Here is a 25,704-nt window from a genome sequence, read left to right on the forward strand (position 1 = left end):
TTAAAATGAATAAATTCGTTAATTTTACGGTTGAATTAATGAGCGCATCTTGATATGAAAGTTTTCAACAAAATACTTAAATTCCTCAGTGAAAACAACACACTTATTGACCGCAAAGAATTTAACCGGGGACTTTTCATCAACCTTTTATCCGTGTTTACCCTGATATTTACAGGTCTCATTGCAATTAATGAGTTAACGGAATCCGGTAACATATTCATGAGGATCCTTCCACTTTTGGCTGTTATTTTATTGATTGTCAATCTAATTTTACATAATTACAAAAAAGGAGGAAAATCAGTTTTAACAGGGAGTTTTCTTTTAATAATCATTTCGATATATTCCTTAACTGCTCTTTTTACAGGGAAAATTCAGGAAGGAAATATATTCTGGCTCACCACCTACCCCATTGTAGCCCTCTTATCCACTAATAATAAAGCCAATCTGTTTTCATTCCTATTCCTTTTCATTATACTTATTGCCCCCGCTGTGTTGCCTTTTTCCGTATTTAGCCAACAATGGATTGTGGCAACAGAAGCAATTGCCTTTTCAACGGTTTACATAGCGAATTTTTCTGTTATTTATTTGGTCCTCAAAGGTATTCATGATACAGCCAGACAAAAAGACCGCAAAATTTACCGGTTACATGACGAACTTAAAGACAAAGAGGAATTTATTTCCAGGATATCTCATCAAATCCGCACCCCCCTAAACAATATTGTAGTGGTTTCCAATATGCTCGATCCTTCTGATTTAAACGATAAGACAAAAGATTACTTCGATACCATTCTGGCCTCCACCAATAACCTGGTTGACGTAGTGAACAGCTTCTCAGACATCACCAACGTGGATGTCCAGGAACGAAAAAAATACGAGATACAATTTGACCTCAACAACACCCTGCAAAACACCAAAAACCTCTTCGTTGACAGGGAATCGAACAGCCGGGGGCATCCCATTCATATCCATTCCAGTATTGATTATCCACTAATAGGTGATCCGGTTAAGATAAAGCAGATCTTTCTGAATTTAATGGAACAAATAATAAAACATTCAAAGACCAAACAAATTGAAATCAACGTATCCGACCAGGAAACAGGCACAGATGATTCCCCGGTAGAAGTTATATTTGAGCTCTCCACCATGGATATTCAGCAGCTTGACAAAGAGTTAAGGGACAAATCGCAGGCTGTTAAAACCAAAAAGTTAATAGACAAACTGGAGTTACATATTGCACAACGTACCATTGAATCATTGGGAGGACAGCTTCAAATACAGACCCTTCCGGAAAAGTACAATTTCCGGTTTACACTCCAGTTTAAAAAGGCAGAGGACAAAACGATAAAGCAAGAAGACACAGGGATCCCGAGACGGGAAAAGGAGAAAATCGAACTCAGCGATGCCAATGTGCTTTTGGTAGAGGATAACCTGATCAATCAAAAAATTGTAGTGCTGAGCCTTAAAAAATATGTAAACAATGTGGATGTGGCCAATAATGGAAAAGAAGCGCTGGATAAATTTGGTTCGGTGAAATACGACATCATATTAATGGATATCCAAATGCCCGTTATGAATGGAATTGTCTCCACAAAAAAGATCAGGAATATAGAAAAAAGCACGAATACACACACGCCTATCATTGCCATAACGGCCAATGCCTTACTGGGAGATAAGGAGGAGTGCCTGGAAGCAGGAACCGACGATTATATCAGCAAACCTTTTCAAATAGAAACATTACTGGAGAAAATGAGGAATCTCTTATAAGACTCCCTGAATATAACAGAACCTGCTTTTACTGCCTTGTGTTTTCATCACCAATGGTTTGCGGATTGAAGCCCAATATCAATATATCGTCTACCTGTTCCTGATCCCCCATCCAATCTTCAATGCTCTTCCTAAGATAATATTGCTGCTGCTCCACAGGTAATTTATGGATGTTCAGCAATAAGTGGCGAAATCTCCGGTACTTATATTTTTTGCCCTCCGGGCCGCCAAATTGATCGGCATAACCATCGGTGAACAAATAGACCATATCGTACTTTTCAAGATCAAAGGTTTGTTGGGTTATTTCATGAACATCCGTCAGGTCATCATGGGAACCTACTGAAAAACGGCCTCCTTTTATCTCTTCTATTTTATTTTCCCGCAGCAGGTACAAAGGCCGAAACGCACCTGCAAATGTCAATTCCCGCTTCTTCTTATCAATGACACAAAGGGCAATATCCATCCCATCATGCAGGGATTGTCTATTTTTCGCATCTTTTGACAAAGTAGATGAAATGCCTTTATTCATTTCATAAAGAATATATTCTGGCTCGGTAATACCCCGATCATTAATTATATTATCGAATAGTTCAACACCAATGATTGACATGAAAGCACCCGGTACGCCGTGCCCGGTACAGTCAACCACAGCCAGAAAAAGCTTGTCATTTTTCTCATTGATCCAGTAAAAATCACCGCTGACAATATCTTTAGGCTTATAAAGTATAAAGGAATTTTTGATCTGACTTTCCAGGGTATCATCAGTTGGTAAAAGGGCTTCCTGTATGCGCTTTGCATATAAAAGACTATCTGTAATATTCCTGTTTTTTAAACTCAACTCTTCTTTTTGCCGCGCCACTTGTTGCGCAATTCTTTCCTGTTCTTTTAACTGCAGATTGGTCTTTCTTAACCTGAGGGTTCTCCAATGGATGACCGATAAAACCAGAGCAATTCCCAATATACCATATAGCAGCAATGCCCAGTCTTCCTGCCATAAAGGAGTTTCCACTCTGATAAAAAGTGAAGTTCCTTCTTCATTCCAAACATTATCTCGGTTTGAACCTTTTACCCTGAAGATATAATCACCCGGAGCCAAATTCGAAAAGGTCGCATACCTTCTTGTTCCGATATTTACCCATTCATCTTCCACTCCTTCGAGTTTATAAGCATATTTGTTTCGGGAAGGCTGCACAAAATCCATCGAAGCGAATTCAATGGTAATGAGACTGTTACTAGGGGTAACTGAAATGGTGTCGGAAACCATGAAATCATGGATTGTTTTCTTCTTATTGGTTATCACTTCTACTGAAGTTATTTCTATATCAGGTATATGCGGATAAAGGTTTATAGAATCGGGATAAAATGAATTTAAACCGGAAATTCCTCCAAAAAACATCTCCCCGTCTCCGGCTTTATAAGCAGCAAGATGATTAAACTCATAGTCCTGGAGTCCATCATAAACATCAAAATTTACAAAGTTTTCACTATGAGGATTAAATTTAGTAATCCCCCTGTTGGAGCTAAACCATAAGTTACCCCTTTCGTCTTCCAGAATGGCATATATTAAGTTATTGGCCATGCCGTCCTGTTCTGTATAAGTTGTAAATTTTCCGGAACGGGGGTCAAAACGATTGAGGCCATCAATGGTGCCAATCCAGATATAACCGGACTCATCTTCATGTAAGCATAAAATTTCATTATTTACCAAACAGTTCGAACATGTAAGCGAGTCCCTGGTGAATTGTTCAAACCCTTTGCCTGTGCCCAGGTATTTATTTAATCCTTTATTTGTAGCCACCCAAAGGGTATCGTGGCTATCTACCATAACGTCGTATACCAGGCTGGAAGTTAAAGACGTGGTATCAGAACCATTCCCGTAAAAACTTTTTAAGTTTTGATTGTCGTAAACGTGAAGTCCGTTTCGGGTACCGAACCAGATTCTCCCCTTCTGATCCTGATCAATAGAATACACCCGGTTTTTATCGAATATTTGCCTGGCACGTGGTGGTTCAAAAGAATAAAATGACTGGTCATTCAAATCATACAGGGATACACCCTGTTCTGTGCCGATCCACAGCCGTTTTCTGCTATCGGCCAACAGGGCATGCACATCATTACCCGGTATATATGGGTGTTTAAGGGTAAACCTTTCCAATTGAAATGACTTTCTGTCCAACCTATACAGTCCATTATTCCAGGTGCCTACCCAAATTCTGTCATATTGATCTTTATAAATAGAAGCAATAAGATTATCAACAAATAATGGCTGATTATCATCCCTGTTTTTATAAAGCCTGAAATCTTTCAGATTCTTCTGTAATTTTACCAATCCCTGTAAAGTGCCTACCCATAATATTTTGGAATTAAAATTACTTATTTTGTTAATTTGGATATCCGTTAATCCTGAAGAAGTATGCAATAAATTACCGGGGTTTTCGAAAGTGCCTTTGTGCGCTTTAAACAAATATAAACCTGCATCGGTTCCCACCCAAAATAAGCCCTCCTCGTCAACGCATATATCATTGATGCTATTTATCCCACGGTTTTTGTTTAGGCTATCCAGATAATACCGCTGGAATTCACCCGTCGTCCTGTTGTATTTGTTAAGTCCTTTATCTGTGCCAATCCACAGGACACCAGAAGTGTCCTCATATATATCCTGAATGGTATTGTTGCTTAATGTTCCTGTGTCGGACTGATAATGGGTAAAACGCTCCAGTGTATCATTAAAATAATTCAATCCATCTTTTGTACCTATCCAAAGTTTACCCGTGTGATCCCTCAAAATGGCAAAATTGTTATCCCCTTCATAGTAGTTTGAATCATCTGCAAAATGCCTGAAACTCTCAAATTCTCCCGTTGCGGTGTGATAACGTGTAAGATAATGCATGGTTTTAATCCAGATGAAACCCTGATCATCCTGGTATAAATTAAATACCTGATTTTCTGGGATACTATTACCACCAGAATCAGCCAGAAAGATTTCAAAGTTTCCATTTTTGGAATTATACCTGTTCAAACCATAATTTGTGGCAATCCATAATTCACCGGACTTGGTTTCGATAATATCATTAATACGATTGTGCGAGAGAGAATTGGTGTCAGAAGAATTGTTTTTAAATTTTTTGAACCCGTATCCATCGAAACGATTGAGTCCATCCTGGGTTCCTATCCACAAAAACCCCCGGTTATCTTTTAGGAGACAGGTAACGCTCGATTGAGAAAGGCCTTCATTGACATTGAAATTATCAGTATGGATAAGCTGAGCATACATTTCACCAATAACGGTAAGCATCAGTAAAATTAACAAATATAATTTCTTTAAGCTTCTACGATAGGAATCATATTTTCGGAACTGTAAAAAAATCACCATTATTCAGTTGCGCTATTATTTGACCCGCAATGTCCCCTGAAACCCGCATGCAGCATACTTCCCAACAAGAGTGATGGCTAATACGCGGGTTCCATGGTTATACGCGCGGTATTTGTAAATTTGGCAGATGAATCAATATGACATTCATACCCTTAATAAACTGTTAAGCCAATGATTTTATAATATTGATGAATTCGTCAATTGAAGCCAAATACCATCCGGTTTTAATCTGTAAATATACATAAATCATGATCATCTTATTCGATTATTCTTACTCTAACCCGAATTATTCTTGAATAATTCTGAATAAAAAATCCGCAGAAAATAAAATTCCTGCGGATGCAAAAAAGGTTTCATACTTCCGCCTCAGTTTACCTGATGTATTTAAAATCCTTACCGGGAAATCTGGCTGAGTCTCCCAGAATCTCCTCAATTCTTAACAACTGGTTGTATTTGGCAATCCGGTCAGACCTGGAAGCTGAACCGGTTTTGATCAATCCCGTGTTCAATGCAACAGCCAAATCTGCAATAAATGTATCTTCGGTTTCACCGGAACGATGGCTTATAACTGAAGTAAAGGAATTAACGGATGCCATCTGAACCGCATTGATGGTCTCGGTAAGGGTACCTATCTGATTCACTTTAATCAGAATGGAATTGGCAACATTTTCTCTGATACCCCTTGCCAGACGGTTGGTATTGGTAACAAACAGGTCATCGCCCACCAACTGAACCTTGTCACCCAATTCGGAATTAAGCTGTTGCCAACCTTCCCAGTCATCCTGATCAAGTCCGTCTTCAATAGAAACAATGGGGTATTTTTCAGCCCATTGCTTCCAGTAATCCACCATATCTTTGGGGCTAAGCTCCTGATTGACTGACTGGAGAAAATATACCCCTTTATCCTGATTATAGAATTCAGAGGCTGCAGGGTCCAGCGCTATAAAAATATCCTCACCGGGTTTATAACCAGCCCTTTCAATGGCTTTCAATACAGTTTCTATGGCCTCTTCATTAGATCTCAGATTGGGGGCAAATCCTCCTTCGTCTCCTACATTAGTAGAATAGCCAGATTCTTTTAACACTTTTTTCAGATTCTGGAATACCTCCGAACCCATTCTGAGCGATTCACTGAAGGATGGAGCATTCACAGGCATAATCATGAACTCCTGTATATCAATATTGTTATCGGCATGTTCCCCGCCATTAAGTATGTTCATCATGGGTATGGGAAGGGTATTGGCATTCACTCCACCAATGTATCTAAACAAGGGCAATCCGTAATCCATAGCGGCAGCTTTTGCAACAGCCAGGGAAACGCCCAGTATGGCATTAGCACCCAAATTGGCCTTATTTTCAGTACCATCTAACTCATTCAACTTGTTATCGATGAAGTTTTGCTCTTCCACGTATTGTCCAATAAGATGGTCTTTGATTTTACTATGGATATTATTCACTGCATTGCTCACACCCTTGCCAACATAGCGATTTTTATCATCATCTCGCAGCTCAACTGCTTCATAAACACCGGTGGAGGCGCCTGAAGGTACAGCCGCAGACCCTACACTACCATAATCGGTAATGACATCAACTTCTACCGTCGGATTCCCTCTTGAATCCAAAATTTCTCTGGCCAGAATATCTACTATTTTGCTCATAGTTAAAATGATTTATTTATTTTGAACATCATGAATTGTCGTTTCAAATTTATTCAATAAAATTTATAATGCCATAATAATCTAAACAATCTAAAAAAAGGGATGACTAACAGCCATCCCTCCCTGATTATACCTAATAAACAAGGCTAAGATTACAAAGCTATTCCTCTTTTTTATCTTCCCCGGAATCACTGTCTTGCTTGTTATCTTCATCATTACGGTTCTCTTCTTCTCCGGGTTCTTGTTGCTGAGCACTGGCCGACTCATCTTTTGACTGCTGCTCCTCCGAAGTTTCTTTACTCGGAGCTTCCTGACTTTGTTCATCTGCTGATTGCTCTTCGGCCGTGCCCTGGGCACTCTGCTGAGTATCCCCGCCACTTTCCTGAGCTGAGGACTCTTCAGCCTTCTGCTGAGATTGTGATTTTTTCTTACCTCCTCTTCTTCTTCGTCGTCTTCGCGAGGTAGTTTGTTTTTCTTCAGTAGAAGTATAGTTTTCATTATAATCTACCAGCTCCAGGAAGCACATCTCGGCATTATCCCCATTTCGGTTGCCCGTTTTCAGTATCCGCGTATATCCTCCGGGACGTTCTCCAACCTTTTCCACTACATCCCTAAAAAGTTCAGATACTGCCACTTTATCATGCAGATAACTGAAAACCATTCGTCTTGAATGGGTGTTATCCTGTTTGGCCTTTGTTATAAGTGGCTCAACATATTTTTTGAGGGCTTTGGCTTTTGCCGTAGTGGTGTTGATTCTCTTATGTAAAATTAAAGAGGATGCCATATTGGCAAGCATCGCCTTTCTATGTGAACTCGTCCGGCTTAAATGATTAATCTTTTTTCCGTGTCTCATTCTTTTACTCTTTGTCTAATTTATACCTAGAAACATCCATGCCAAAATTGAGATTCATCTTATCCAGCAATTCCTCCAGCTCAGCAAGAGATTTTTTGCCAAAATTTCTGAATTTCAGCAGATCATTCTTATTGTACTGAACAAGATCGCCCAAAGTTTCAACTTCAGCAGCTTTAAGACAATTCAAAGCGCGTACCGAAAGATCGAGATCGGTTAATTTGGTTTTGAGCAATTGTCGCATATGAAGCGCTTCTTCATCGAACTCCTCGGTTTCATATTCTCCTTCCGTTTCCAATGTGATCTTTTCATCGGAGAATAGCATCAGATGATAGATCAAAATTTTAGCTGCCTCTTTCAGGGCATCTTTCGGATGAATGGATCCGTCTGTGGTTATATCGAAAAGAAGTTTTTCGTAATCTGTTTTCTGTTCCACCCGATAATTTTCGATGGAATATTTAACATTTTTGATCGGGGTGAATATGGAATCTATGGCGATCGTTCCCATTGGATCATCCTCGGATTTATTCTCCTCGGCCTGAACGTATCCCCTTCCCTGATTCACGTGAACCTCCATCTGAAGCTTCACATCCGGTTCCATTGTGCATATTAAAAGATCGGGATTAAGCACCTTAAAATTAGTAAGAAAATTATTCAGTTCACCTGCACGAAACTCATTCTTGCCTTCCAGGGTAACATTAATCTTCTCATTGCTTACATCACTGGTGGTTTGCTTAAAGCGTACCTGCTTCAGGTTCAATATAATCTCACTAACATCCTCAATCACACCGGTGATGGTTGAAAACTCGTGTTCAACCCCTTCTATTTTAATTTTTGTTATCGCGTATCCTTCTAAAGACGATAGCAAAACCCTTCTTAAAGCGTTGCCCACAGTTATTCCGTATCCGGGCTCCAGGGGACGAAACTCGAATGAACCCTGAGTTTCATCCGATTCGAGCATAACTACCTTATCGGGCTTTTGAAATTCTAATAAAGCCATAAATAAATGATTAATATTATTTTGAATACAATTCTACAATAAGCTGTTCCTTGATTTTTTCAGGAATTTCCTCCCTCTCGGGATTATTGATAAACTTTCCTGCCATTTGCTGTCCATCCCATTCCAACCAGGAATATTTCGATACATTGCTGATTTCAAGGGAATCGTTAATGACCTCCAGTGATTTGGATCTTTCTCTTACAGCTACAATATCTCCGGGTTTAACATTATAAGAGGGGACATTGGTCACTCTGCCATTAACGGTAATATGCCTGTGCGATACAAGCTGCCTGGCTCCTCTTCGTGTAGGAGCCAAACCCAACCTAAAAACTACATTATCAAGCCGGGATTCAAGTAATACCAGGAGATTCTCCCCTGTAATACCTTTTTGCTGAGTAGCTTTTAAAAAGGTATTGTAAAATTGCTTTTCAAGCAAACCGTAAGTATATTTTGCCTTTTGCTTTTCAAGCAATTGCATCCCGTATTCCGAGAGTTTTCTTCGTTTTTTGGTCATTCCATGCTGTCCCGGGGGATAATTCTTCTTCTCAAAATATTTATCCGGTCCAAAAATGGGTGCGCCGACTTTCCTTGCAATTTTTGTTTTTGGTCCTCTATATCTAGCCATATTCAATAATCAATTTTTCTCGTATATAAATTAAACTCTTCTTCTTTTTGGCGGACGACATCCGTTATGCGGAATCGGAGTAATATCTACAATCTCCGACACATTTATACCGGTATTGTTAATGGTTCGGATTGCCGATTCTCTACCGGACCCAGGACCCCTCACATAGACTTTTGCTTTTCTCATGCCCAGGTCATAAGCGATTTTTGCACAATCGGCAGCAGCTACCTGGGCAGCATAAGGAGTGTTCTTCTTGGAGCCTTTGAATCCCATCTTACCGGATGAGGCCCAGGAAATTACCTCTCCGTTAGAGTTGGTCAGGCTAATGATAATGTTATTAAACGAAGCATGGATATGAGCCTCACCAGTCGGCTCAACCGTAACTTTTTTCTTTCTTGTTGCTCTACTTCTTTTCGCCATATTCGATTAATTATTTGACAGTTTTTTTCTTATTTGCAACTGTTTTCTTCTTTCCTTTTCTTGTTCTGGCATTATTACGCGTAGACTGTCCTCTAACTGGCATCCCGGAACGATGTCGTATACCTCTGTAGCAACCAATATCCATCAACCTCTTAATATTCATCTGCACTTCAGAACGCAATCCCCCTTCAACCTTATATTTTTCATTCAAAATGTTCCGCAATGTGGATATTTGGTCGTCGGTCCACTCATTAACCCTAATGTTCTTATCTATTCCAGCTTCCTCCATAATTTTGGAGGCAGTACTTTTTCCTATACCATAAATATAAGTAAGGGCAATAACGCCTCTTTTGTTTTTAGGTAAATCAACTCCTACTATTCTTGCCATATTTTTTCAATTTGAGTGCAAAATTAACAATTTATCCCTGCCGCTGTTTCAACTTGGGATTCTTTTTATTTATTATGTACAAACGTCCTTTTCTTCTTACGATTTTACAATCGCTGCTTCTTTTCTTTAAAGATGCTTTTACTTTCATTTTTTCCGTAATTTTTTATTACCAAAATCATTATTTATATCGGTATGTAATACGACCTCTGGAAAGATCATAGGGCGACATTTCCACTTTAACCTTATCTCCGGGTAAAATCTTTATATAATGCATACGCATCTTCCCGGAGATATGGGCCGTTATGATATGCCCATTTTCCAGTTCTACCCGAAACATAGCATTAGATAACGCTTCCACAATAGTACCATCCTGTTCAATAGAGGGTTGTTTAGCCATATCCTGTAAACACTTAATTTTCTATTATTGATTGATTTTCTATATATTCAAATGTTGATAAAATATCTGCTTCTCCGTTTCTTATCGCAAGAGCCAGTTCATAATGGGCTGAGGGTTGGGAATCCATTGTCCTGATGGTCCAACCGTCGGGATCCTGTTTGATATTTTTTGTTCCCAGATTGATCATGGGTTCTATACAAATTACCAAACCCGGTTTCAGCTTGGTTCCCTTTCCCCTTTTTCCGTAGTTAGGTACTTCAGGTGATTCGTGCATATGAGCACCCAATCCATGACCAACCATTTCTCTTACTACTGAAAAACCTGCTCCTTCTGCATGATTCTGGACTGCAAAACCAATATCACCAACACGATTCCCTGCCACCGCTTTCTCAATTCCTTTAAAAAGCGACGCTTTAGTAGCGATCAGCAGTTGTTTTACATCCTCACGAAGTTCTCCTACAGCGAAAGTATAAGCGGTATCCCCATAAAATCCGTTCTTATAAGTTCCACAATCTATGGAAAGGATATCTCCTTCCTTCAGCTCATAATCCGAGGGAATACCATGAACTACCTCATCATTAACAGAAGTACAGAGCGAATTCGGAAAACCTCCATAACCCAGGAACCCTGGTTCGGCTCCGTGATCCCGTATGTATTCTTCAGCTCTTTTATCAAGGGCTGCAGTAGTTATACCGGGTTGAATCATTTTACCAACTTCAGCCAAGGTCTTGGAAACAAGAAGATTATTATCCCTGATTATTTCAATTTCCTCTTCACTCTTCACTTTCTGCATTCAAAGAACCTTTAGCAATTTATATACTGATACTATATTACCGACGAGCCTCCCGATCTGCCTTTAATCCGGCCTGTTTTCATCAATCCATCATAATGACGCATGAGCAGATGACTTTCAATTTGCTGTAATGTATCCAACACTACACCTACCAGAATTAACAACGAAGTTCCCCCGTAAAATTGTGCCCATTGTTGATTAACACCTGCTATCATTGCAAAAGAAGGTAAAATAGCAATAAAGGCCAGGAAAATTGAACCCGGCAAAGTGATACGTGACATGATTCGGTCCAGAAATTCTACAGTCTTTCTTCCGGGCTTGACGCCGGGGATAAAACCTCCGTTTTTCTTCATGTCCTCTGCCATCTGTGAAGGATTAATTGTAATCGCTGTATAAAAATAGGTAAAAAGGATGACCATTGTGGCAAAGGTAAAATTATACCAGAAGCCTGTAAAATCAGAAAATGCCCGTGCAAATCCGGTAAGGGCATCCGATTCAGTAAACCCTACCAGTGTTACCGGAACAAACATCAATGCCTGAGCGAAAATAATCGGCATAACACCTGCAGAATTCACTTTTAATGGAATATATTGTCTGACACCACCGTATTGTTTGTTCCCAACAATTCTTTTGGCGTATTGTACGGGTATTTTACGAACTCCCTGAACCAGCAAAATTACGCCAACAAATACAAAGAACAGTATAATCATTTCAAGGAGAAAGGCTACAAGACCACCCCCTGCTTCTTCAAGTCTTGATATAAATTCTGCAAACAGGGCATAAGGTAGCCTGGCAATAATACCAATCATAATGATCAGAGAGATTCCATTGCCTATGCCTCTGTCGGTGATTCGTTCACCCAGCCACATAATAAACATGGAACCGGCAGTAAGTATAATAACGGATGAAACCCAAAAGAAGGATCCTTCAAGTACAAAAGCCGATTGATTTAGCTGCACCTGCAAGTTTTTAAGATAGCCCGGCGCTTGAATGATCAAAATACCAACAGTAAGATAACGGGTAAACTGGTTGATTTTTCTTCTTCCGCTTTCTCCTTCTCTTTGAAGCCGCTGAAAGTAGGGGACTGCAATACCCAATAACTGTACAACAATTGAGGCAGAAATATAAGGCATAATGCCCAGTGAAAATATTGATGCGCGGGCAAAAGCCCCTCCTGAGAACATATTTAACAGCCCCAGGACACCCCCGGAAGTTTGTTGCTCCAGGGCATCCAACTGAGCCGGATCTATCCCGGGAAGTACTACAAAACTACCCAAACGATAGATCAGCAGTATTCCCAGAGTAAATAAAATACGTTGTCTGAGATCTTCTATTTTCCAAATGTTCTTTATGGTATCTATTAATCCCCTCATTATAAAATTATAATTTTACTGCTGTTCCTTCAACTGATTCTATTGCTTCCCTGGCTGAATTGGAAAAAGCATGAGCATGCACTTCAAGCTTTTTCGTAAGTTTGCCTTTACCCAGAATTTTTACAAGGTTTCCCTTCTTCACCAAACCATTATTATAGATGGCATCCAAATCGATTTTCTCCAAATTCTTTTCTTCTGCAAGCTTTTCTAAAGCCTCTAAATTAACTGCCTTATACTCTTTCCGATTGATATTCTTAAAACCGAATTTGGGAATTCTCCTGTAAAGAGGCATCTGTCCTCCTTCAAAACCCAATTTTCTACTGTAACCCCTTCTCGACTTCTGTCCTTCTTTACCCCGGGTTGAGCTGCCTCCTTTTCCGGAACCCTGGCCTCTTCCTTTACGTGTTTTGCTTTTTGACGAATTGGGTGCTGGTTTAATGTTACTTAAGTCCATATCTTGGTTTCTCTTTTATTTTAACTCTTCAACTTGTACCAGATGTCCAATCTTCTTAATCATTCCTCTAATCTGGGGCGTATCCTCTTTCTCAACGGTATGGTTCATCCGTTTTATTCCCAAAGCTTCCAGATTTTTTTTCTGGCGTTTTGTACTTCCAATCTTGCTTTTTATTTGCGTAACTTTCAATTTCGCCATGATCTAAGTTTTTTAAAAATCTATCCGTTAAACACCTTTTCAAGCGGCACGTTCCTCTGTTCTGCAATGGTATAGGCGTCTCTCATATCCAACAAGGCATTAATGGTACCTTTTACCTGATTATGAGGATTGCTGGATCCTTTGGATTTAGCCAGTAAGTCGGTAATACCAACACTTTCCAGTACAATTCTCATGGCTCCTCCTGCCTTAACACCCGTACCATGGGCCGCAGGTTTCATAAAAATATGAGCTCCGGAATACTTATATTCAATGGGATGTGGAATGGTACCATTCAATATAGGAACTTTAACCAGGTTCTTTTTGGCTGATTCCACACCCTTTGCAATTGCTGTTGTTACTTCTTTAGCTTTGCCCAAACCGTAACCGACGATTCCATTTTCATCTCCAACTACCACCAATGCGGTGAATCCAAACTGACGGCCACCTTTGGTTACCTTGGTAACTCTTTTGATATTGACCAGACGATCTTTGAGTTCTAAATCACTGGTCTTTACTTTTTTAATATTTGCGTCTTTTGGCATAGGTTTTAAAATTTAAGTCCTTCCTTTCTTGCTCCTTCAGCTAATTTTTTTATACGTCCATGATACTGATAACCACTGCGGTCCAAAACAACGGTATTAATGCCTTTTTCCATTGATTTCTGAGCCAAATACTTTCCTACCAATTCTGCCTGTGAGGATTTATTGAGCCCCTCACTCTGATCAGCCACTTCTTTTTTTCTGGTAGAATAAGAACATAAAGTTTGCCCTTCTTCATCATCTATCAGTTGGGCATAAATATGCTTATTGCTTCGGAAAACTGACATTCTGGGCTTCTCAGCGGTTCCGCTGATTTTTTTCCTGACTCTTCTTTTTATTCTATATCTTCTGTCTTTTTTTGTAAAGGCCATGATTTTAATATTTAATAATTTTAAACATTTCCTGCCTTACCAGCCTTACGCCTGATTCTTTCCCCAACATATTTGATGCCTCTGCCTTTATAAGGTTCCGGGGGTCTGATGGCTCTTATTTTTGAAGCAACCTGACCCAACAGCTCCTTATCATGACTGGACAAGGTTACTTTAGGATTGCTTCTCCTCTGGGTTGTGGCTTCGAGCTGGATTTCTTCCGGTATTTCAAAATGGATGTCATGGGAAAATCCAACACTCATCTCCAGGACCTGCCCTTTGGCTTCAGCACGATATCCCACACCGTCAAATTCGAGTTGTACGGAATAACCCTGAGACACTCCTTCTACCATACCTTGAATAAGGGATCTCGACAATCCGTGTAATGCTTTATGCTTCTTTGAATCACTGGCTCTTGAAAGAGACACCTGATCATCCTTTACCTGTATTGAAATGGAAGGATCAAAAATCCGGGATATCTCCCCTTTAGGTCCTTTGACATGAACCTCATTTTTATCATCAACTGAAACGTTGACTCCCTCTGGTATGTTAATGGGTAAAACACCTATTCGTGACATTGCATTTCCTCCTTTTTAATGTACATAACACAAGACTTCACCGCCTACATTTAACTTTCGGGCTTCTTTATCTGTAATAACTCCCCTTGAAGTAGATAGTATTGCGATTCCCAAGCCATTAAGCACTCGGGGAATATTTCTTATATCCACATAATGTCTTAGCCCTGGCCGGCTCACTCTTTGCAGTTCACGAATTCCAGGTTCCCTGGTCTTAGGATGATATTTCAACGCGATCTTAATAACATCTTGAACCTGTCCTTCTTCAAATTTATAACTCAGAATATATCCCTGATCATGCAATATCTTGGTAATATTCTTCTTCAGGTTTGAGGCTGGAATCTCCACAACTTTATGACCAGCCATCTGGGCATTTCTTATTCTTGTAAGATAATCTGAAATGGTATCTGTCACCATGATCTGTATCCTTCTTTTAATTGATTACCAACTTGCTTTTTTGACACCAGGAATAAGGCCTTTAGAAGCCATTTCTCTGAAAGTAATGCGGCTTAGGCCAAACTGACGCATATACCCTCTCGGTCTGCCGGTTATTTTACACCGGTTGTGTTGCCGCACGGGGCTCGAATTTCTCGGTAAACGGCTTAAGCCTATATAATCTCCTTCAGCTTTAAGCTCTGCCCTTTTCCTGGCATACTTATCAGCCATTTTCTTTCTTTTCTTTTCTCTTGCCTTCATTGATTCTTTTGACATAATCTACTCTTTTTTTAAGTTTCTAAAAGGTAGTCCGAATTCCCGCAGAAGTGCAAATCCTTCTTCATCAGTCGGAGCGGATGTTACAAATACAGCCTCCAGACCGACTATTTTTTGCACTTTATCCAGATTGATCTCCGGGAAAATGATCTGTTCTTCCAATCCAAGAGAATAATTTCCCCGACCGTCAAAATTGCTCTTTACTCCGTTAAAGTCTTTTACACGCGGTAAAGCCACTCTTATCAATCGTTCAAGGAATTCGTACATTCTTTCTTTTCGTAGTGTCACTTTAACACCTATGGGCGTATTTTCCCGAAGTTTAAAGTTAGAGATGGCATTTTTTGAGTACGTTTTAACAGCTTTTTGACCTGCGATGGCTGTCAACTCTTCCTGTGCCGTTTCTATTAATTTTTTATCCATCACGGCCTCACCTACACCGCGGTTCAATACAATCTTCCTGAGTTTGGGAACTTCCATAACCGATTGATAATTGAACTCTTTAATCAGCGCAGGTACAATTTCTTCGTGATATCTTTTCTTTAATGCCGGCTGATAATCCATTATTTAATCTCCTCCCCTGACTTTTTTGAATAACGCACAAGTTTATTATTATCATCCAGTTTTCTTCCTATTCTTGTCGGTTCTCCGGTTGACGGATCAACAAGCATCAGATTTGAAATGTGCACGGGAGCCTCTTTTTTGATAATCCCGCCCTGTGGATTATCGTTGCTGGGTCGTGTATGTTTTGAAACCATATTGACTCCCTCAACCAATGCTCTCTGGCGCTCGGGATAAACTTCCAGCACTCTGCCTTGTTGTCCTTTATATTCTCCGCAATTCACGTAAACCGTGTCACCTTTTTTTATATGTAGTTTCTTTCTTTTTTCCATGATTTCAATGTTTTAGAGAACTTCAGGTGCTAATGACACAATTCTCATATATTTACTCCTCAACTCCCTTGGGATAGGTCCAAATATGCGGGTACCCCTAATTTCTCCCAGATTATCTATCAGTACGCAAGCATTATTGTCGAAACGGATATAAGAACCGTCCACCCTTCTCATTTCTTTCTTAGTTCGGACAATAACAGCCCTACTGACAGTCCCCTTTTTGATTTCGGAAGCAGGCAAAGCACTTCGCACACTAACAACTACGGTATCACCAACAGAGGCATATCTACGGCCGCTGCCCCCAAGTACCCGGATAACCTTCACTATTTTAGCGCCACTATTATCAGCAACACTAAGCTTACTTTCTTGTTGTACCATTTTATCTTATTTAACTCTTTCTAAAATTTCTACCAATCTCCAGCGTTTCCTTTTGCTCAGCGGACGAGTTTCCATTATCTTCACCGTATCTCCTTCACTACACTGATTCTTTTCGTCGTGAGCTATAAATTTGGTTCGCCTGTTGATAAACTTATGATATTTAGGGTGCTTGACTCTACGGTTCACTACAACACTAATGGACTTATCCATTTTGTTGCTGGAAACGATGCCAACTTTCTCTTTCCTTAAACCTCTCTTTTCCATCGTAATGGTTTCTTATTGATTATCGTAATTTATAGAAGCTTCCTTAAGTCGCTTATTTAACTCTGTCTTCATTCTGGCTATATTTTTCCGGGCTTCCTTTATTTTTGCCGGATTATCTAAAGGTGAAACTGCATGATTGAGTTTCAACTGTGTCAGACGTGTTTGCTCGCTATCGACACGCTCTTCTATTTCCTTATCTGTAAATTCACGTATTTCAGAAGGTTTCATCTTCTCTAATTTTGTTTATTCCACATAATCTCTTCTTACAACAAACTTGGTTTTAACGGGAAGCTTTTGAGCTGCAAGGCGCAATGCTTCCTGTGCTACATGTCTGGAAACACCTTCAGCTTCCAGAATCATTCTGCCAGGCTTAACAGGAGCCACAAAACCTTCCGGGTCACCTTTTCCCTTACCCATTCGGACCTCAGCGGGTTTATTGGTAATGGGTTTATCGGGAAAAATCCGTATCCAAATCTGTCCTTCCCTTTTCATATAACGCGTCATCGCCTGCCTGGCCGACTCCAGTTGTTTCTGGGTTATCCAGTCCTGTTCCAGTGCTTTTACCCCAAAAGAACCAAATGCAAGTTGAGTACCCTTTTGGGCTATACCTTTCATCCGGCCTTTCTGCCGCTTCCTATATTTAGTCTTTTTTGGCTGTAACATGGGTTGATTTTCTTTTTATATTATTTTTTCTTTCTTCTTCCTTTGGATTTGGCACCCTTACTTTCACTTGGAATTGCAGGGGTAAGATCAACTTTATCGAATATTTCTCCTTTGAAAATCCATACTTTGATTCCAATCAAACCTGCTTTTGTCAGGGCTTCTCCTAACGCATAATCAATATCGGCTCTGAAAGTATGTAAAGGTGTTCTACCTTCCTTGTAAACTTCTGTGCGAGCCATTTCAGCACCACCCAATCGCCCTGCTATCTGTACTTTTACACCTTCTGCTCCAAGTCGCATGCCGGAAGCAATGGCCATCTTAATTGCCCTTCGGTAAGAAATCATGCCTTCAATCTGCCTGGCAATACCGTCAGCTACCAATCTGGCGTCCAACTCGGGTCGTTTAACCTCAAAAATATTTATCTGTACTTCCTTTTTGGTCAGCTTTTTAAGCTCTTCTTTGAGTTTATCTACTTCTTTACCACCTTTCCCGATAATAATTCCAGGACGAGCAGTATGAATGGTAACGGTGACCAATTTCAATGTCCGCTCGATAACAATCTTGGAAATACTTGCCTTCGTCAGGCGGGTGTGCAAATATTTTCTGATCTTATCGTCTTCGAGCAATTTGTCGCTATAATCTTTGCCGCCGTACCAGTTGGATTCCCAACCTTTAATAATACCAAGCCTGTTACTTATTGGATTTACTTTTTGTCCCATCTATTCCTGATTATTTTGTGTCTCATTAACATTCTGTTTGTTGCTTTCGGTCTCCGTATCTTCAGCAACCTGCTCTACCTGTCTTGCTTCGTTCATATTTTCCAGAAAAAGGGTAATGTGGCTGGATCTTTTCCTGATCAAATGAGCCCTTCCCATTGCTTCCGGACGGATTCGCTTCAATGTTTGTGCTTTATCGACACGAATCTCACTTACTATAAGATAACTTTCTTCTATCCGAACCCCTTCGTTCTTATTTTGCCAGTTTGATATAGCCGACAAAAGCAATTTCTCTAAATAAATAGAGGCGGCTATTGAGTTGAATCGCAAAAAATCCAGGGCCTGATTCACCTCTTTTCCACGAATCTCATCAGCCAAAAGACGTACCTTCCGGGGGGAGGTAGGGCATCCTTTCAAAACTGCAAAATATTGCTTTTTCCTTTGCTCTTTTCTGTTTTCCGCTCGGATACGTTTATTTGAACCCATTATTTAGTTTTTTTACAGATTTATTATTTTCCTTTTTTGGTAGGATGACCTTTAAACTGTCTGGTCGGGGCGAACTCACCCAATTTATGTCCTACCATATTCTCGGTAATATATACTGGAATGAATTTATTTCCGTTATGAACAGCAATTGTATGGCCCACAAAATCGGGGGTAATCATAGATCTTCTTGACCAGGTTTTAATCACCTTCTTTTTTCCTGATTCGTTCATTTCTATGACGCGCTGTTCCAGCTTATACTCTACAAAAGGTCCTTTTTTAAGTGAACGACTCATAGTATATCAGATTATTCGTTTATTTTTTCTTCTTACCTCTTCTTACAACAATATACTGACTTGACTTTTTCTTGGCTTTCCGTGTTTTATATCCTTTGGCGGGAACACCGTTTCTTGACCGGGGTATACCACCTGAAGCACGGCCTTCTCCACCACCCATAGGATGATCTATCGGGTTCATTGCAACCCCTCTTACTCTTGGCCTGTGGCCTTTCCATCTGTTTCTTCCGGCTTTACCCGAAGAAACGATAATGTGATCGGAATTCGACACCGTACCAATGGTTGCCTTACAAGTAGTTAATATCATCCGGGTTTCTCCGGAAGGCAGCTTAATATTGGCGTACTTTCCGTCTCTGGAAGTGAGCTGGGCATAAGTTCCTGCACTTCTGGCAAGTACCCCGCCATTCCCGGGATTTAATTCTATATTGTGTATGATGGTTCCCAAGGGTATATCTGAAAGATATAAACTATTACCTACCTCAGGAGTAGCTGATTTGCCGGAATTGATTGTTTGCCCAACCCTCAGTCCACGGGGTGCCAGTATGTATCGTTTCTCTCCGTCTTCATATACTATAAGTGCTATACGGGCAGTACGGTTGGGGTCATACTCAATGCCCTTCACACGTCCCTGAATGTCTTCTTTATCACGTCGAAAATCTATGAGACGATATCTTTGTTTATGACCTCCTCCGCGGTGGCGCAACGTCATACGTCCTTTGCTGTTCCGGCCACCGGATTTATTTTTGGGTCTTAACAATGATTTTTCAGGAGTGCTTTTTGTAATGGTATCGAAAGCACTTATAATTCTGTGTCTTTGTCCGGGTGTTACTGGTTTTAATTTTCTTACTGCCATAACTCAAATTTTCCTAAATGTTGCTATAAAAATCGATCGTATCACCTTCAACCAAAGTAACAATGGCTTTTTTGAAACTATTTTCTTTTCCTCTTATAATTCCGGCCCGCGTATAGCGGCTACGCTGTTTTCCGCGGTATCTCATCGTATTCACCGAATCCACGGTAACGCCATACATCTCTTCCACGGCATTTCTGATCTGTATCTTGTTTGCCTTCTTGTCAACGATAAACCCATATTTATTGAAATCATCACCCTGCTCGGTCATTTTTTCCGTAATGAGGGGTTTAATCAGTATGTCATTTGTCCTGGCCATATTTTATGCACTTAAATGTTTTTCCAATGTATCAAGCGAACCTTCAAAGAAAACAATTGCATGAGCATTCATAATTTCATATGTATTCAGCTCATTTACAGGTAATACCTTAACATCCGGTATATTTCGGGATGACAAATATATATTTTTGCTTGGGTTTTCCAGAATGAAAAGGGATTTTCTATCACTAACTCCCAGATTTTCCCTTATTTCGGAAAATTCTTTGGTTTTAGGCTGTTCCATATCAAAACGCTCTACAACAGCAATGGCATTATCCTTTACCTTGTAAGACAGGGCAGAGCGCCTTGCCAGTTTCTTTATTTTTTTATTAAGCTTAAAGCTATAATCTCTGGGCCTGGGGCCAAAAACCCTTCCACCCCCACGGAAAATAGGATTCTTATTATCGCCTGCGCGGGCTGTACCTGTTCCTTTTTGCCGCTTTATTTTTCTTCTGCTAGCGGTTATTTCATTTCTTTCCTTAGCATGATGCGTACCCTGCCGGTTATTGGCCATATACTGTTTGACATCAAGGTATATGGCATGATCATTTGGCTCTATACCAAATATCTGATCGTTTAATTGAATTGTCTTTCCGGTATCTTCGCCTGCTTTATTTAAAACTGGTAACTCCATCATTTTTCAATAATTAAATATGAACCTTTATTTCCTGGTACAGATCCTTTAACCAATAACAAATTCTTGTCTGGCATAACTTTTATCACTCTAAGATTAAGTATTTTAACCTTTTTACCTCCGGTTCGTCCGGCCATTCTCATCCCTTTAAATACTCTTGAGGGATCGGAAGAGCCACCGACTGAACCGGGTGCGCGTACCTGATCAGCCTGGCCGTGGGTCTCATCGCCAACTCCCCTGAAACCATGACGCTTAACTACTCCCTGAAAACCTTTTCCTTTTGATATTCCTGAAATATCCAACCAGGTATCGTTCTGAAAAAGATCGACAGTCACTGAATCACCCAGGCCATAGTTTTCTGCAAAACCGGTAAATTCGGCTATCTGTCGCTTAGGAGCGGTTTTTGCCTTTTTAAAATGGCCAAGTAAAGGCTTTGATGTTCTTTTTTCTTTTTTATCTTCAAAAGCGAGTTGTAAGGCGGAATAACCATCTTTTTCCTCGGTTTTCACCTGAGTAACTACGCAGGGACCCGCCTCAATAACGGTGCAGGGAATACTTTCTCCCTCGGCACCAAAAACTGAAGTCATTCCAACTTTCTTTCCAATTAATCCAGCCATTCCTTGTGACTTTTTAATTTAAACTTTAATTTCAACCTCAACGCCGCTAGGCAATTCCAACTTCATCAGCGAGTCAATGGTTTTGGGTGTAGTACTGTAAATATCCATCAACCGTTTAAATGAACAGAGCTGAAACTGTTCTCTAGCCTTTTTATTGACAAATGGCGAACGATTAACAGTAAAAATCCTTTTTTGGGTTGGAAGCGGAATGGGTCCGCTAACAACAGCACCGGTGGACTTTACCGTCTTCACAATTTTTTCTGCGCTTTTATCCACCAAATTGTGATCGTAAGATTTTAATTTGATTCTTATTTTCTGGCTCATTCTAAATAAAATTTATACTAATTCTATTTTACCCTTTGCTTTTTCTATAATGTCTCTGGCTATATCCTTAGGCACTTCAGCATAATGTGAAAATTCCATGGTTGAAGTTGCCCTTCCCGAAGTGATGGTTCGCAAGGTCGTAACATAGCCAAATTTCTCGGCAAGAGGCACAGCAGCCCTTATAACCTTTGCACTGCCTTTATTCTCCATTCCTTCAACATTTCCTCTTCGCTTGTTGAAATCATCAATCACATCACCCATATATTCTTCAGGGGTAACTACTTCAGCTTTCATAATTGGCTCAAGCAGAATCGGCTTGGCTTTTACCAGAGCATTCTTAAACGCCATTCTGGCAACGGTTTCAAAGGACAGTTGATCGGAATCCACTTCATGATATGACCCGTCATAGAGTACCACCTTCATTCTATCCATAGAATATCCAGCCAAAACACCATTCTGCATGGAATCTCTAAATCCTTTCTCTACAGACGGTATAAATTCCCTGGGTATATTGCCGCCTTTGATTTTATTCTCAAACTGCAAACCTTTAATATCATCATCGGCAGGTCCAATCTTAACATTTATTTCAGCAAATTTACCGCGCCCACCGGTTTGTTTCTTGAATACTTCGTGATGGTCAACCTCCTGGGTAATTGCTTCTTTGTAATTAACCTGCGGTGTACCCTGATTGCAATCAACCTTAAATTCTCGTTTAAGTCTATCCATTATTACTTCCAGATGCAACTCACCCATTCCGTTGATAACAGTTTGTCCTGAATTATCGTCGGTATGCACCGTAAAAGTGGGGTCCTCTTCTGAAAGCTTGGCAAGAGCTGTGGAAAGCTTATTGTACTCTTTCTGGGTTTTAGGTTCCACAGCCACTCCAATAACCGGTTCGGGAAATTCAATAGATTCCAGCAGTATAGGATTATTGGAATCACAGAGGGTATCGCCGGTCCTGAGGTCCTTGAAACCAACAGCCGCACATATATCTCCCGCCTCAATCCGTTCTTTAGGATTCTGTTTATTAGCGTGCATCTGGTACAGTCTGTTTACACGCTCTTTTTTTTCTGTTCGTGGGTTAAACAAGGTCGATTTCGCAGTGAGCACTCCGGAATAAACCCTCATAAAGGCAAGCCTTCCGACATATGGGTCGGTGGCAATTTTGAATACAAGAGCAGATATAGGCTCTTCTACATCGGGTTTCCTGTAAAGCTTCTCACTGGTTCTAAGATGCATTCCCTCAATAGCGCTTATATCCACAGGACTAGGCAGGAAGCTGATAACAGCATCCAGTAATTTTTGAACTCCCTTGTTCTTGAAGGCTGAACCACAAAGAACAGGTACAATACTCATGTCAATAGTGGCTCTTCGAATGGCTCCCATCATATCATCACTGGTAATAGAAGCCGGATCTTCAAAGAATTTTTCCAGAAGGGCATCATCATATTCAGCGACAGCTTCAATAAGCTGATTTCTGTATTTTTCCGCCTCTTCTTTCAATTCATCGGGAATCTCCTGATATTCATAATTGGTACCCAAAGTTTCATCATCAATCCAAACAATAGCCTTATTTTCAATAAGATCAACCACGCCTTTAAATGTATCACTCATCCCAATGGGTATTTGCAATGGAATGGGATTGGCCTTCAGTTTATCTTTGATCTGACTAACCACTGAATAAAAATCAGCCCCTTGGCGGTCCATCTTATTAACAAACGCAATTTTGGGCACTCCGTACTTATCAGCCTGGTGCCAAACTGTTTCGGACTGCGGTTCAACGCCTCCTACTCCACAGAAAACAGCAATCGCTCCGTCTAATACACGCAGCGATCGTTCCACTTCAACTGTAAAGTCTACGTGGCCTGGTGTATCAATAATATTGATTTTATAATCATGATTCTCATATTCCCAAAAACATGTAGTTGCAGCAGATGTGATGGTTATTCCTCTTTCCTGTTCCTGAACCATCCAATCCATCTGAGCATCTCCGTCATGCACCTCTCCTATTTTATGGGTGATACCGGCATAATAAAGCATCCGTTCAGTAGTGGTAGTTTTGCCGGCATCGATATGTGCCATTATGCCGATATTCCTGGTATATTGTAATGTCTTGTTCATCCCTTAATCTTATCCTCTTTTCTTGTGTACTATAAATTAAATTAAAATCTGAAATGCGCAAAAGCCTTGTTTGCTTCGGCCATTCTATGAATTTCCTGTTTTCGTTTAAAAGCTCCGCCTTCTTCGTTGTACGCAGCCATAATTTCTGCAGCAAGCTTTTCTTTCATGCCTCTGCCACTCCGCTGCCTGGCATATTTAATAAGATTTTTAATACTGATTGACGTTTTTCTTTCAGGATTGACCTCCTGTGGTACCTGAAAAGTAGCCCCTCCGATTCTCCGGCTTTTAACCTCCACCAATGGTGCTACGTTTTCCAGCGCTTTTTTCCATACATCCAAAGGCGTATTTTCATCGTTCTTCATCCTTTCTCCAATAATATCCAGTGTATCATAAAAGATTTTGAAAGCCAACGATTTCTTTCCATTATACATCAGATCGTTCACAAACCTTGTCACTAAGGTTTCATTGAATTTTGGATCAGGCAAACGATCCTGCTGGTTACTTTTATATTTTCTCATTTTTCTGCAACGCTTTATTTTTTACTTTTTAGGTTTTTTGGCACCATACTTTGATCTTCCCTGCAACCGGCCTTCAACACCAGAGCTATCCAATGTTCCACGAACCAAATGATACCTCACTCCCGGTAAATCTTTTACCCTGCCTCCGCGAATCAAAACGACAGAGTGTTCCTGGAGATTATGACCTTCTCCCGGAATATAGGCATTCACTTCTTTCCCGTTGGTCAGCCTTACCCTTGCAATTTTACGCATTGCAGAATTGGGCTTCTTTGGAGTGGTTGTGTATACTCTGGTACAAACCCCTCTCTTCTGAGGACATGAATCCAAAGCCGGAGACTTTTTCTTCTTCTCTGTTTGCTTTCGTCCTTTCCTAATTAATTGCTGTATTGTTGGCATATAATCAGTTTAGTTTAAATCACTGTTTTCAAAATCGGTTCGCAAAGGTATTTTTTTTTTAATAAATACCCAATTAATTTCCTTTTAATTTGAAAAATTATTCTCTTTTAACGCGAATTTCTTGCATCTCAGAGGTCTAAATATAAGACTCTAAATGTTAAAGAATTAATAAGAGAGCCGCAAAAATATAATGTTTTTTAACAAATTCATAATTTTTATGGGATAAATCACTGCCTACCCCCCTTTCAAAAAGGAAATCAATAGAAAAATGTAGCTGGCAAAGAATTGTTTGTAAGCAATTGAAGACTGCCTTCCGATTGCATATAACTATAATGAAGACATTATATTATATGAATACAATACAAATTTCTATTCCTGGGGAATAAGCTGCATACAAGGAAAAAATCCGTCTAAAGAAACCCCGGAACAACAGGTTTTATTGAATGTAATCGGTATAAATGAAAACTTTTAAGCCAATCCGCTCCAATCAATTATCCGCCTCCTCAACAGTGTAATCATATCCTTCCATAACCGGATTGGCAAGGATTTTGTTACAGGCTTCATTTACCTTTTCCATAGCTTTTTCCTTACTTTCCGCTTCAAGTTCCATAGTGATATGTTTACCTATCCTAACAGAAGAAACCTCTTCAAAACCCATTTTCTGCATGCTGTTGAACACAGCTTTTCCCTGAGGGTCAAGCAGATTCTTTAAAGGCATCACATTGATTTCAGCAATATATTTTTTCATAA

At 40.0% G+C, this 25,704-nt stretch carries 37 protein-coding genes; 1 reads left to right on the forward strand and 36 read right to left on the reverse strand.

The window, feature by feature from the left end; translation table 11 throughout:
• The first annotated feature begins 54 nt into the window (after window positions 1-54).
• A complete protein-coding gene (locus KGY70_01500; protein ID MBS3773839.1) occupies window positions 55-1,764 on the forward strand; it encodes a response regulator in 1,710 nt (569 codons plus the stop codon).
• Between the two features lie 28 nt (window positions 1,765-1,792).
• Here the strand turns inward: KGY70_01500 and KGY70_01505 are convergent, their stop codons facing one another.
• From KGY70_01505 to purS, 36 genes are all read right to left on the reverse strand, one after another.
• A complete protein-coding gene (locus KGY70_01505; GenBank protein ID MBS3773840.1) occupies window positions 1,793-5,074 on the reverse strand; it encodes a SpoIIE family protein phosphatase in 3,282 nt (1,093 codons plus the stop codon).
• 434 nt (window positions 5,075-5,508) lie between these two features.
• Entirely contained in the window at window positions 5,509-6,795 is a 1,287-nt protein-coding gene (eno, locus tag KGY70_01510; protein ID MBS3773841.1) for a phosphopyruvate hydratase, read from the reverse strand.
• Window positions 6,796-6,955: 160 nt separating this feature from the next.
• The gene (gene rplQ, locus KGY70_01515; GenBank protein ID MBS3773842.1) at window positions 6,956-7,648 is read right to left on the reverse strand and encodes a 50S ribosomal protein L17; all 693 of its coding nucleotides are present in this window, start codon (window positions 7,646-7,648) and stop codon (window positions 6,956-6,958) included.
• Window positions 7,649-7,652: 4 nt separating this feature from the next.
• Complete coding sequence (locus KGY70_01520; GenBank protein ID MBS3773843.1) at window positions 7,653-8,645, reverse strand: DNA-directed RNA polymerase subunit alpha; 993 nt, start codon at window positions 8,643-8,645, stop codon at window positions 7,653-7,655.
• Between the two features lie 16 nt (window positions 8,646-8,661).
• A complete protein-coding gene (rpsD, locus tag KGY70_01525) occupies window positions 8,662-9,270 on the reverse strand; it encodes a 30S ribosomal protein S4 (protein MBS3773844.1) in 609 nt (202 codons plus the stop codon).
• 30 nt (window positions 9,271-9,300) lie between these two features.
• Window positions 9,301-9,690, reverse strand: coding sequence for a 30S ribosomal protein S11 (gene rpsK, locus KGY70_01530; protein ID MBS3773845.1), 390 nt, complete (start codon window positions 9,688-9,690; stop codon window positions 9,301-9,303).
• A 10-nt stretch (window positions 9,691-9,700) separates the two neighbouring features.
• Entirely contained in the window at window positions 9,701-10,078 is a 378-nt protein-coding gene (rpsM, locus tag KGY70_01535) for a 30S ribosomal protein S13 (GenBank protein ID MBS3773846.1), read from the reverse strand.
• Between the two features lie 31 nt (window positions 10,079-10,109).
• Window positions 10,110-10,226 (reverse strand): type B 50S ribosomal protein L36, encoded by a 117-nt coding sequence (gene ykgO / locus KGY70_01540; protein MBS3773847.1) that lies wholly within the window; start codon window positions 10,224-10,226, stop codon window positions 10,110-10,112.
• Between the two features lie 30 nt (window positions 10,227-10,256).
• The gene (gene infA, locus KGY70_01545; protein ID MBS3773848.1) at window positions 10,257-10,475 is read right to left on the reverse strand and encodes a translation initiation factor IF-1; all 219 of its coding nucleotides are present in this window, start codon (window positions 10,473-10,475) and stop codon (window positions 10,257-10,259) included.
• A 13-nt stretch (window positions 10,476-10,488) separates the two neighbouring features.
• Window positions 10,489-11,268 (reverse strand): type I methionyl aminopeptidase, encoded by a 780-nt coding sequence (gene map / locus KGY70_01550; GenBank protein MBS3773849.1) that lies wholly within the window; start codon window positions 11,266-11,268, stop codon window positions 10,489-10,491.
• 32 nt (window positions 11,269-11,300) lie between these two features.
• Window positions 11,301-12,641, reverse strand: a complete 1,341-nt coding sequence (gene secY, locus KGY70_01555; protein MBS3773850.1) for a preprotein translocase subunit SecY — start codon at window positions 12,639-12,641, stop codon at window positions 11,301-11,303.
• Between the two features lie 7 nt (window positions 12,642-12,648).
• On the reverse strand, window positions 12,649-13,095 hold the full coding sequence (gene rplO / locus KGY70_01560) for a 50S ribosomal protein L15 (GenBank protein MBS3773851.1): 447 nt from the start codon (window positions 13,093-13,095) through the stop codon (window positions 12,649-12,651).
• Window positions 13,096-13,110: 15 nt separating this feature from the next.
• Entirely contained in the window at window positions 13,111-13,296 is a 186-nt protein-coding gene (gene rpmD, locus KGY70_01565) for a 50S ribosomal protein L30 (protein MBS3773852.1), read from the reverse strand.
• A 17-nt stretch (window positions 13,297-13,313) separates the two neighbouring features.
• Window positions 13,314-13,835: a 30S ribosomal protein S5 gene (gene rpsE / locus KGY70_01570; protein ID MBS3773853.1), complete on the reverse strand. Its 522-nt coding sequence runs from the start codon at window positions 13,833-13,835 to the stop codon at window positions 13,314-13,316.
• Between the two features lie 5 nt (window positions 13,836-13,840).
• Window positions 13,841-14,203, reverse strand: coding sequence for a 50S ribosomal protein L18 (gene rplR / locus KGY70_01575; protein ID MBS3773854.1), 363 nt, complete (start codon window positions 14,201-14,203; stop codon window positions 13,841-13,843).
• Between the two features lie 20 nt (window positions 14,204-14,223).
• Window positions 14,224-14,778 carry a 50S ribosomal protein L6 gene (gene rplF / locus KGY70_01580; protein ID MBS3773855.1) on the reverse strand — a complete coding sequence of 185 codons (555 nt, stop codon included), beginning with the start codon at window positions 14,776-14,778 and terminating at the stop codon, window positions 14,224-14,226.
• A 15-nt stretch (window positions 14,779-14,793) separates the two neighbouring features.
• Window positions 14,794-15,192 carry a 30S ribosomal protein S8 gene (gene rpsH, locus KGY70_01585; protein MBS3773856.1) on the reverse strand — a complete coding sequence of 133 codons (399 nt, stop codon included), beginning with the start codon at window positions 15,190-15,192 and terminating at the stop codon, window positions 14,794-14,796.
• Window positions 15,193-15,216: 24 nt separating this feature from the next.
• Window positions 15,217-15,486 (reverse strand): 30S ribosomal protein S14, encoded by a 270-nt coding sequence (gene rpsN / locus KGY70_01590; protein MBS3773857.1) that lies wholly within the window; start codon window positions 15,484-15,486, stop codon window positions 15,217-15,219.
• A 3-nt stretch (window positions 15,487-15,489) separates the two neighbouring features.
• Entirely contained in the window at window positions 15,490-16,047 is a 558-nt protein-coding gene (gene rplE, locus KGY70_01595) for a 50S ribosomal protein L5 (protein MBS3773858.1), read from the reverse strand.
• Window positions 16,047-16,376 (reverse strand): 50S ribosomal protein L24, encoded by a 330-nt coding sequence (rplX, locus tag KGY70_01600; protein MBS3773859.1) that lies wholly within the window; start codon window positions 16,374-16,376, stop codon window positions 16,047-16,049. Before rplX ends, rplE begins: the two co-directional genes overlap by 1 nt.
• A 12-nt stretch (window positions 16,377-16,388) precedes the next feature.
• The gene (rplN, locus tag KGY70_01605) at window positions 16,389-16,754 is read right to left on the reverse strand and encodes a 50S ribosomal protein L14 (GenBank protein MBS3773860.1); all 366 of its coding nucleotides are present in this window, start codon (window positions 16,752-16,754) and stop codon (window positions 16,389-16,391) included.
• A gap of 6 nt (window positions 16,755-16,760) precedes the next feature.
• The gene (gene rpsQ / locus KGY70_01610; protein MBS3773861.1) at window positions 16,761-17,018 is read right to left on the reverse strand and encodes a 30S ribosomal protein S17; all 258 of its coding nucleotides are present in this window, start codon (window positions 17,016-17,018) and stop codon (window positions 16,761-16,763) included.
• Window positions 17,019-17,030: 12 nt separating this feature from the next.
• Window positions 17,031-17,246 (reverse strand): 50S ribosomal protein L29, encoded by a 216-nt coding sequence (gene rpmC, locus KGY70_01615; protein MBS3773862.1) that lies wholly within the window; start codon window positions 17,244-17,246, stop codon window positions 17,031-17,033.
• A gap of 15 nt (window positions 17,247-17,261) precedes the next feature.
• A complete protein-coding gene (gene rplP / locus KGY70_01620) occupies window positions 17,262-17,681 on the reverse strand; it encodes a 50S ribosomal protein L16 (protein MBS3773863.1) in 420 nt (139 codons plus the stop codon).
• A gap of 20 nt (window positions 17,682-17,701) precedes the next feature.
• On the reverse strand, window positions 17,702-18,400 hold the full coding sequence (rpsC, locus tag KGY70_01625) for a 30S ribosomal protein S3 (GenBank protein ID MBS3773864.1): 699 nt from the start codon (window positions 18,398-18,400) through the stop codon (window positions 17,702-17,704).
• Entirely contained in the window at window positions 18,401-18,883 is a 483-nt protein-coding gene (gene rplV, locus KGY70_01630) for a 50S ribosomal protein L22 (protein MBS3773865.1), read from the reverse strand.
• Between the two features lie 23 nt (window positions 18,884-18,906).
• The gene (rpsS, locus tag KGY70_01635; protein ID MBS3773866.1) at window positions 18,907-19,176 is read right to left on the reverse strand and encodes a 30S ribosomal protein S19; all 270 of its coding nucleotides are present in this window, start codon (window positions 19,174-19,176) and stop codon (window positions 18,907-18,909) included.
• Window positions 19,177-19,195: 19 nt separating this feature from the next.
• A complete protein-coding gene (rplB, locus tag KGY70_01640; GenBank protein ID MBS3773867.1) occupies window positions 19,196-20,029 on the reverse strand; it encodes a 50S ribosomal protein L2 in 834 nt (277 codons plus the stop codon).
• Between the two features lie 13 nt (window positions 20,030-20,042).
• Window positions 20,043-20,345 carry a 50S ribosomal protein L23 gene (rplW, locus tag KGY70_01645; GenBank protein ID MBS3773868.1) on the reverse strand — a complete coding sequence of 101 codons (303 nt, stop codon included), beginning with the start codon at window positions 20,343-20,345 and terminating at the stop codon, window positions 20,043-20,045.
• Window positions 20,346-20,348: 3 nt separating this feature from the next.
• Window positions 20,349-20,978 (reverse strand): 50S ribosomal protein L4, encoded by a 630-nt coding sequence (gene rplD / locus KGY70_01650; GenBank protein ID MBS3773869.1) that lies wholly within the window; start codon window positions 20,976-20,978, stop codon window positions 20,349-20,351.
• Entirely contained in the window at window positions 20,978-21,595 is a 618-nt protein-coding gene (gene rplC / locus KGY70_01655; protein MBS3773870.1) for a 50S ribosomal protein L3, read from the reverse strand. Before rplC ends, rplD begins: the two co-directional genes overlap by 1 nt.
• 18 nt (window positions 21,596-21,613) lie before the next feature.
• Complete coding sequence (rpsJ, locus tag KGY70_01660) at window positions 21,614-21,919, reverse strand: 30S ribosomal protein S10 (protein MBS3773871.1); 306 nt, start codon at window positions 21,917-21,919, stop codon at window positions 21,614-21,616.
• Window positions 21,920-21,931: 12 nt separating this feature from the next.
• Window positions 21,932-24,040, reverse strand: a complete 2,109-nt coding sequence (fusA, locus tag KGY70_01665; GenBank protein ID MBS3773872.1) for an elongation factor G — start codon at window positions 24,038-24,040, stop codon at window positions 21,932-21,934.
• Between the two features lie 41 nt (window positions 24,041-24,081).
• Entirely contained in the window at window positions 24,082-24,558 is a 477-nt protein-coding gene (gene rpsG, locus KGY70_01670) for a 30S ribosomal protein S7 (protein ID MBS3773873.1), read from the reverse strand.
• A 21-nt stretch (window positions 24,559-24,579) separates the two neighbouring features.
• Complete coding sequence (gene rpsL / locus KGY70_01675; protein MBS3773874.1) at window positions 24,580-24,954, reverse strand: 30S ribosomal protein S12; 375 nt, start codon at window positions 24,952-24,954, stop codon at window positions 24,580-24,582.
• 487 nt (window positions 24,955-25,441) lie between these two features.
• The gene (gene purS / locus KGY70_01680) at window positions 25,442-25,702 is read right to left on the reverse strand and encodes a phosphoribosylformylglycinamidine synthase subunit PurS (GenBank protein ID MBS3773875.1); all 261 of its coding nucleotides are present in this window, start codon (window positions 25,700-25,702) and stop codon (window positions 25,442-25,444) included.
• Window positions 25,703-25,704: the final 2 nt, after the last annotated feature.

The sequence above is a fragment of the Bacteroidales bacterium genome, from assembly GCA_018334875.1.
Classification (GTDB): Bacteria; Bacteroidota; Bacteroidia; order Bacteroidales; family UBA12077; genus JAGXLC01.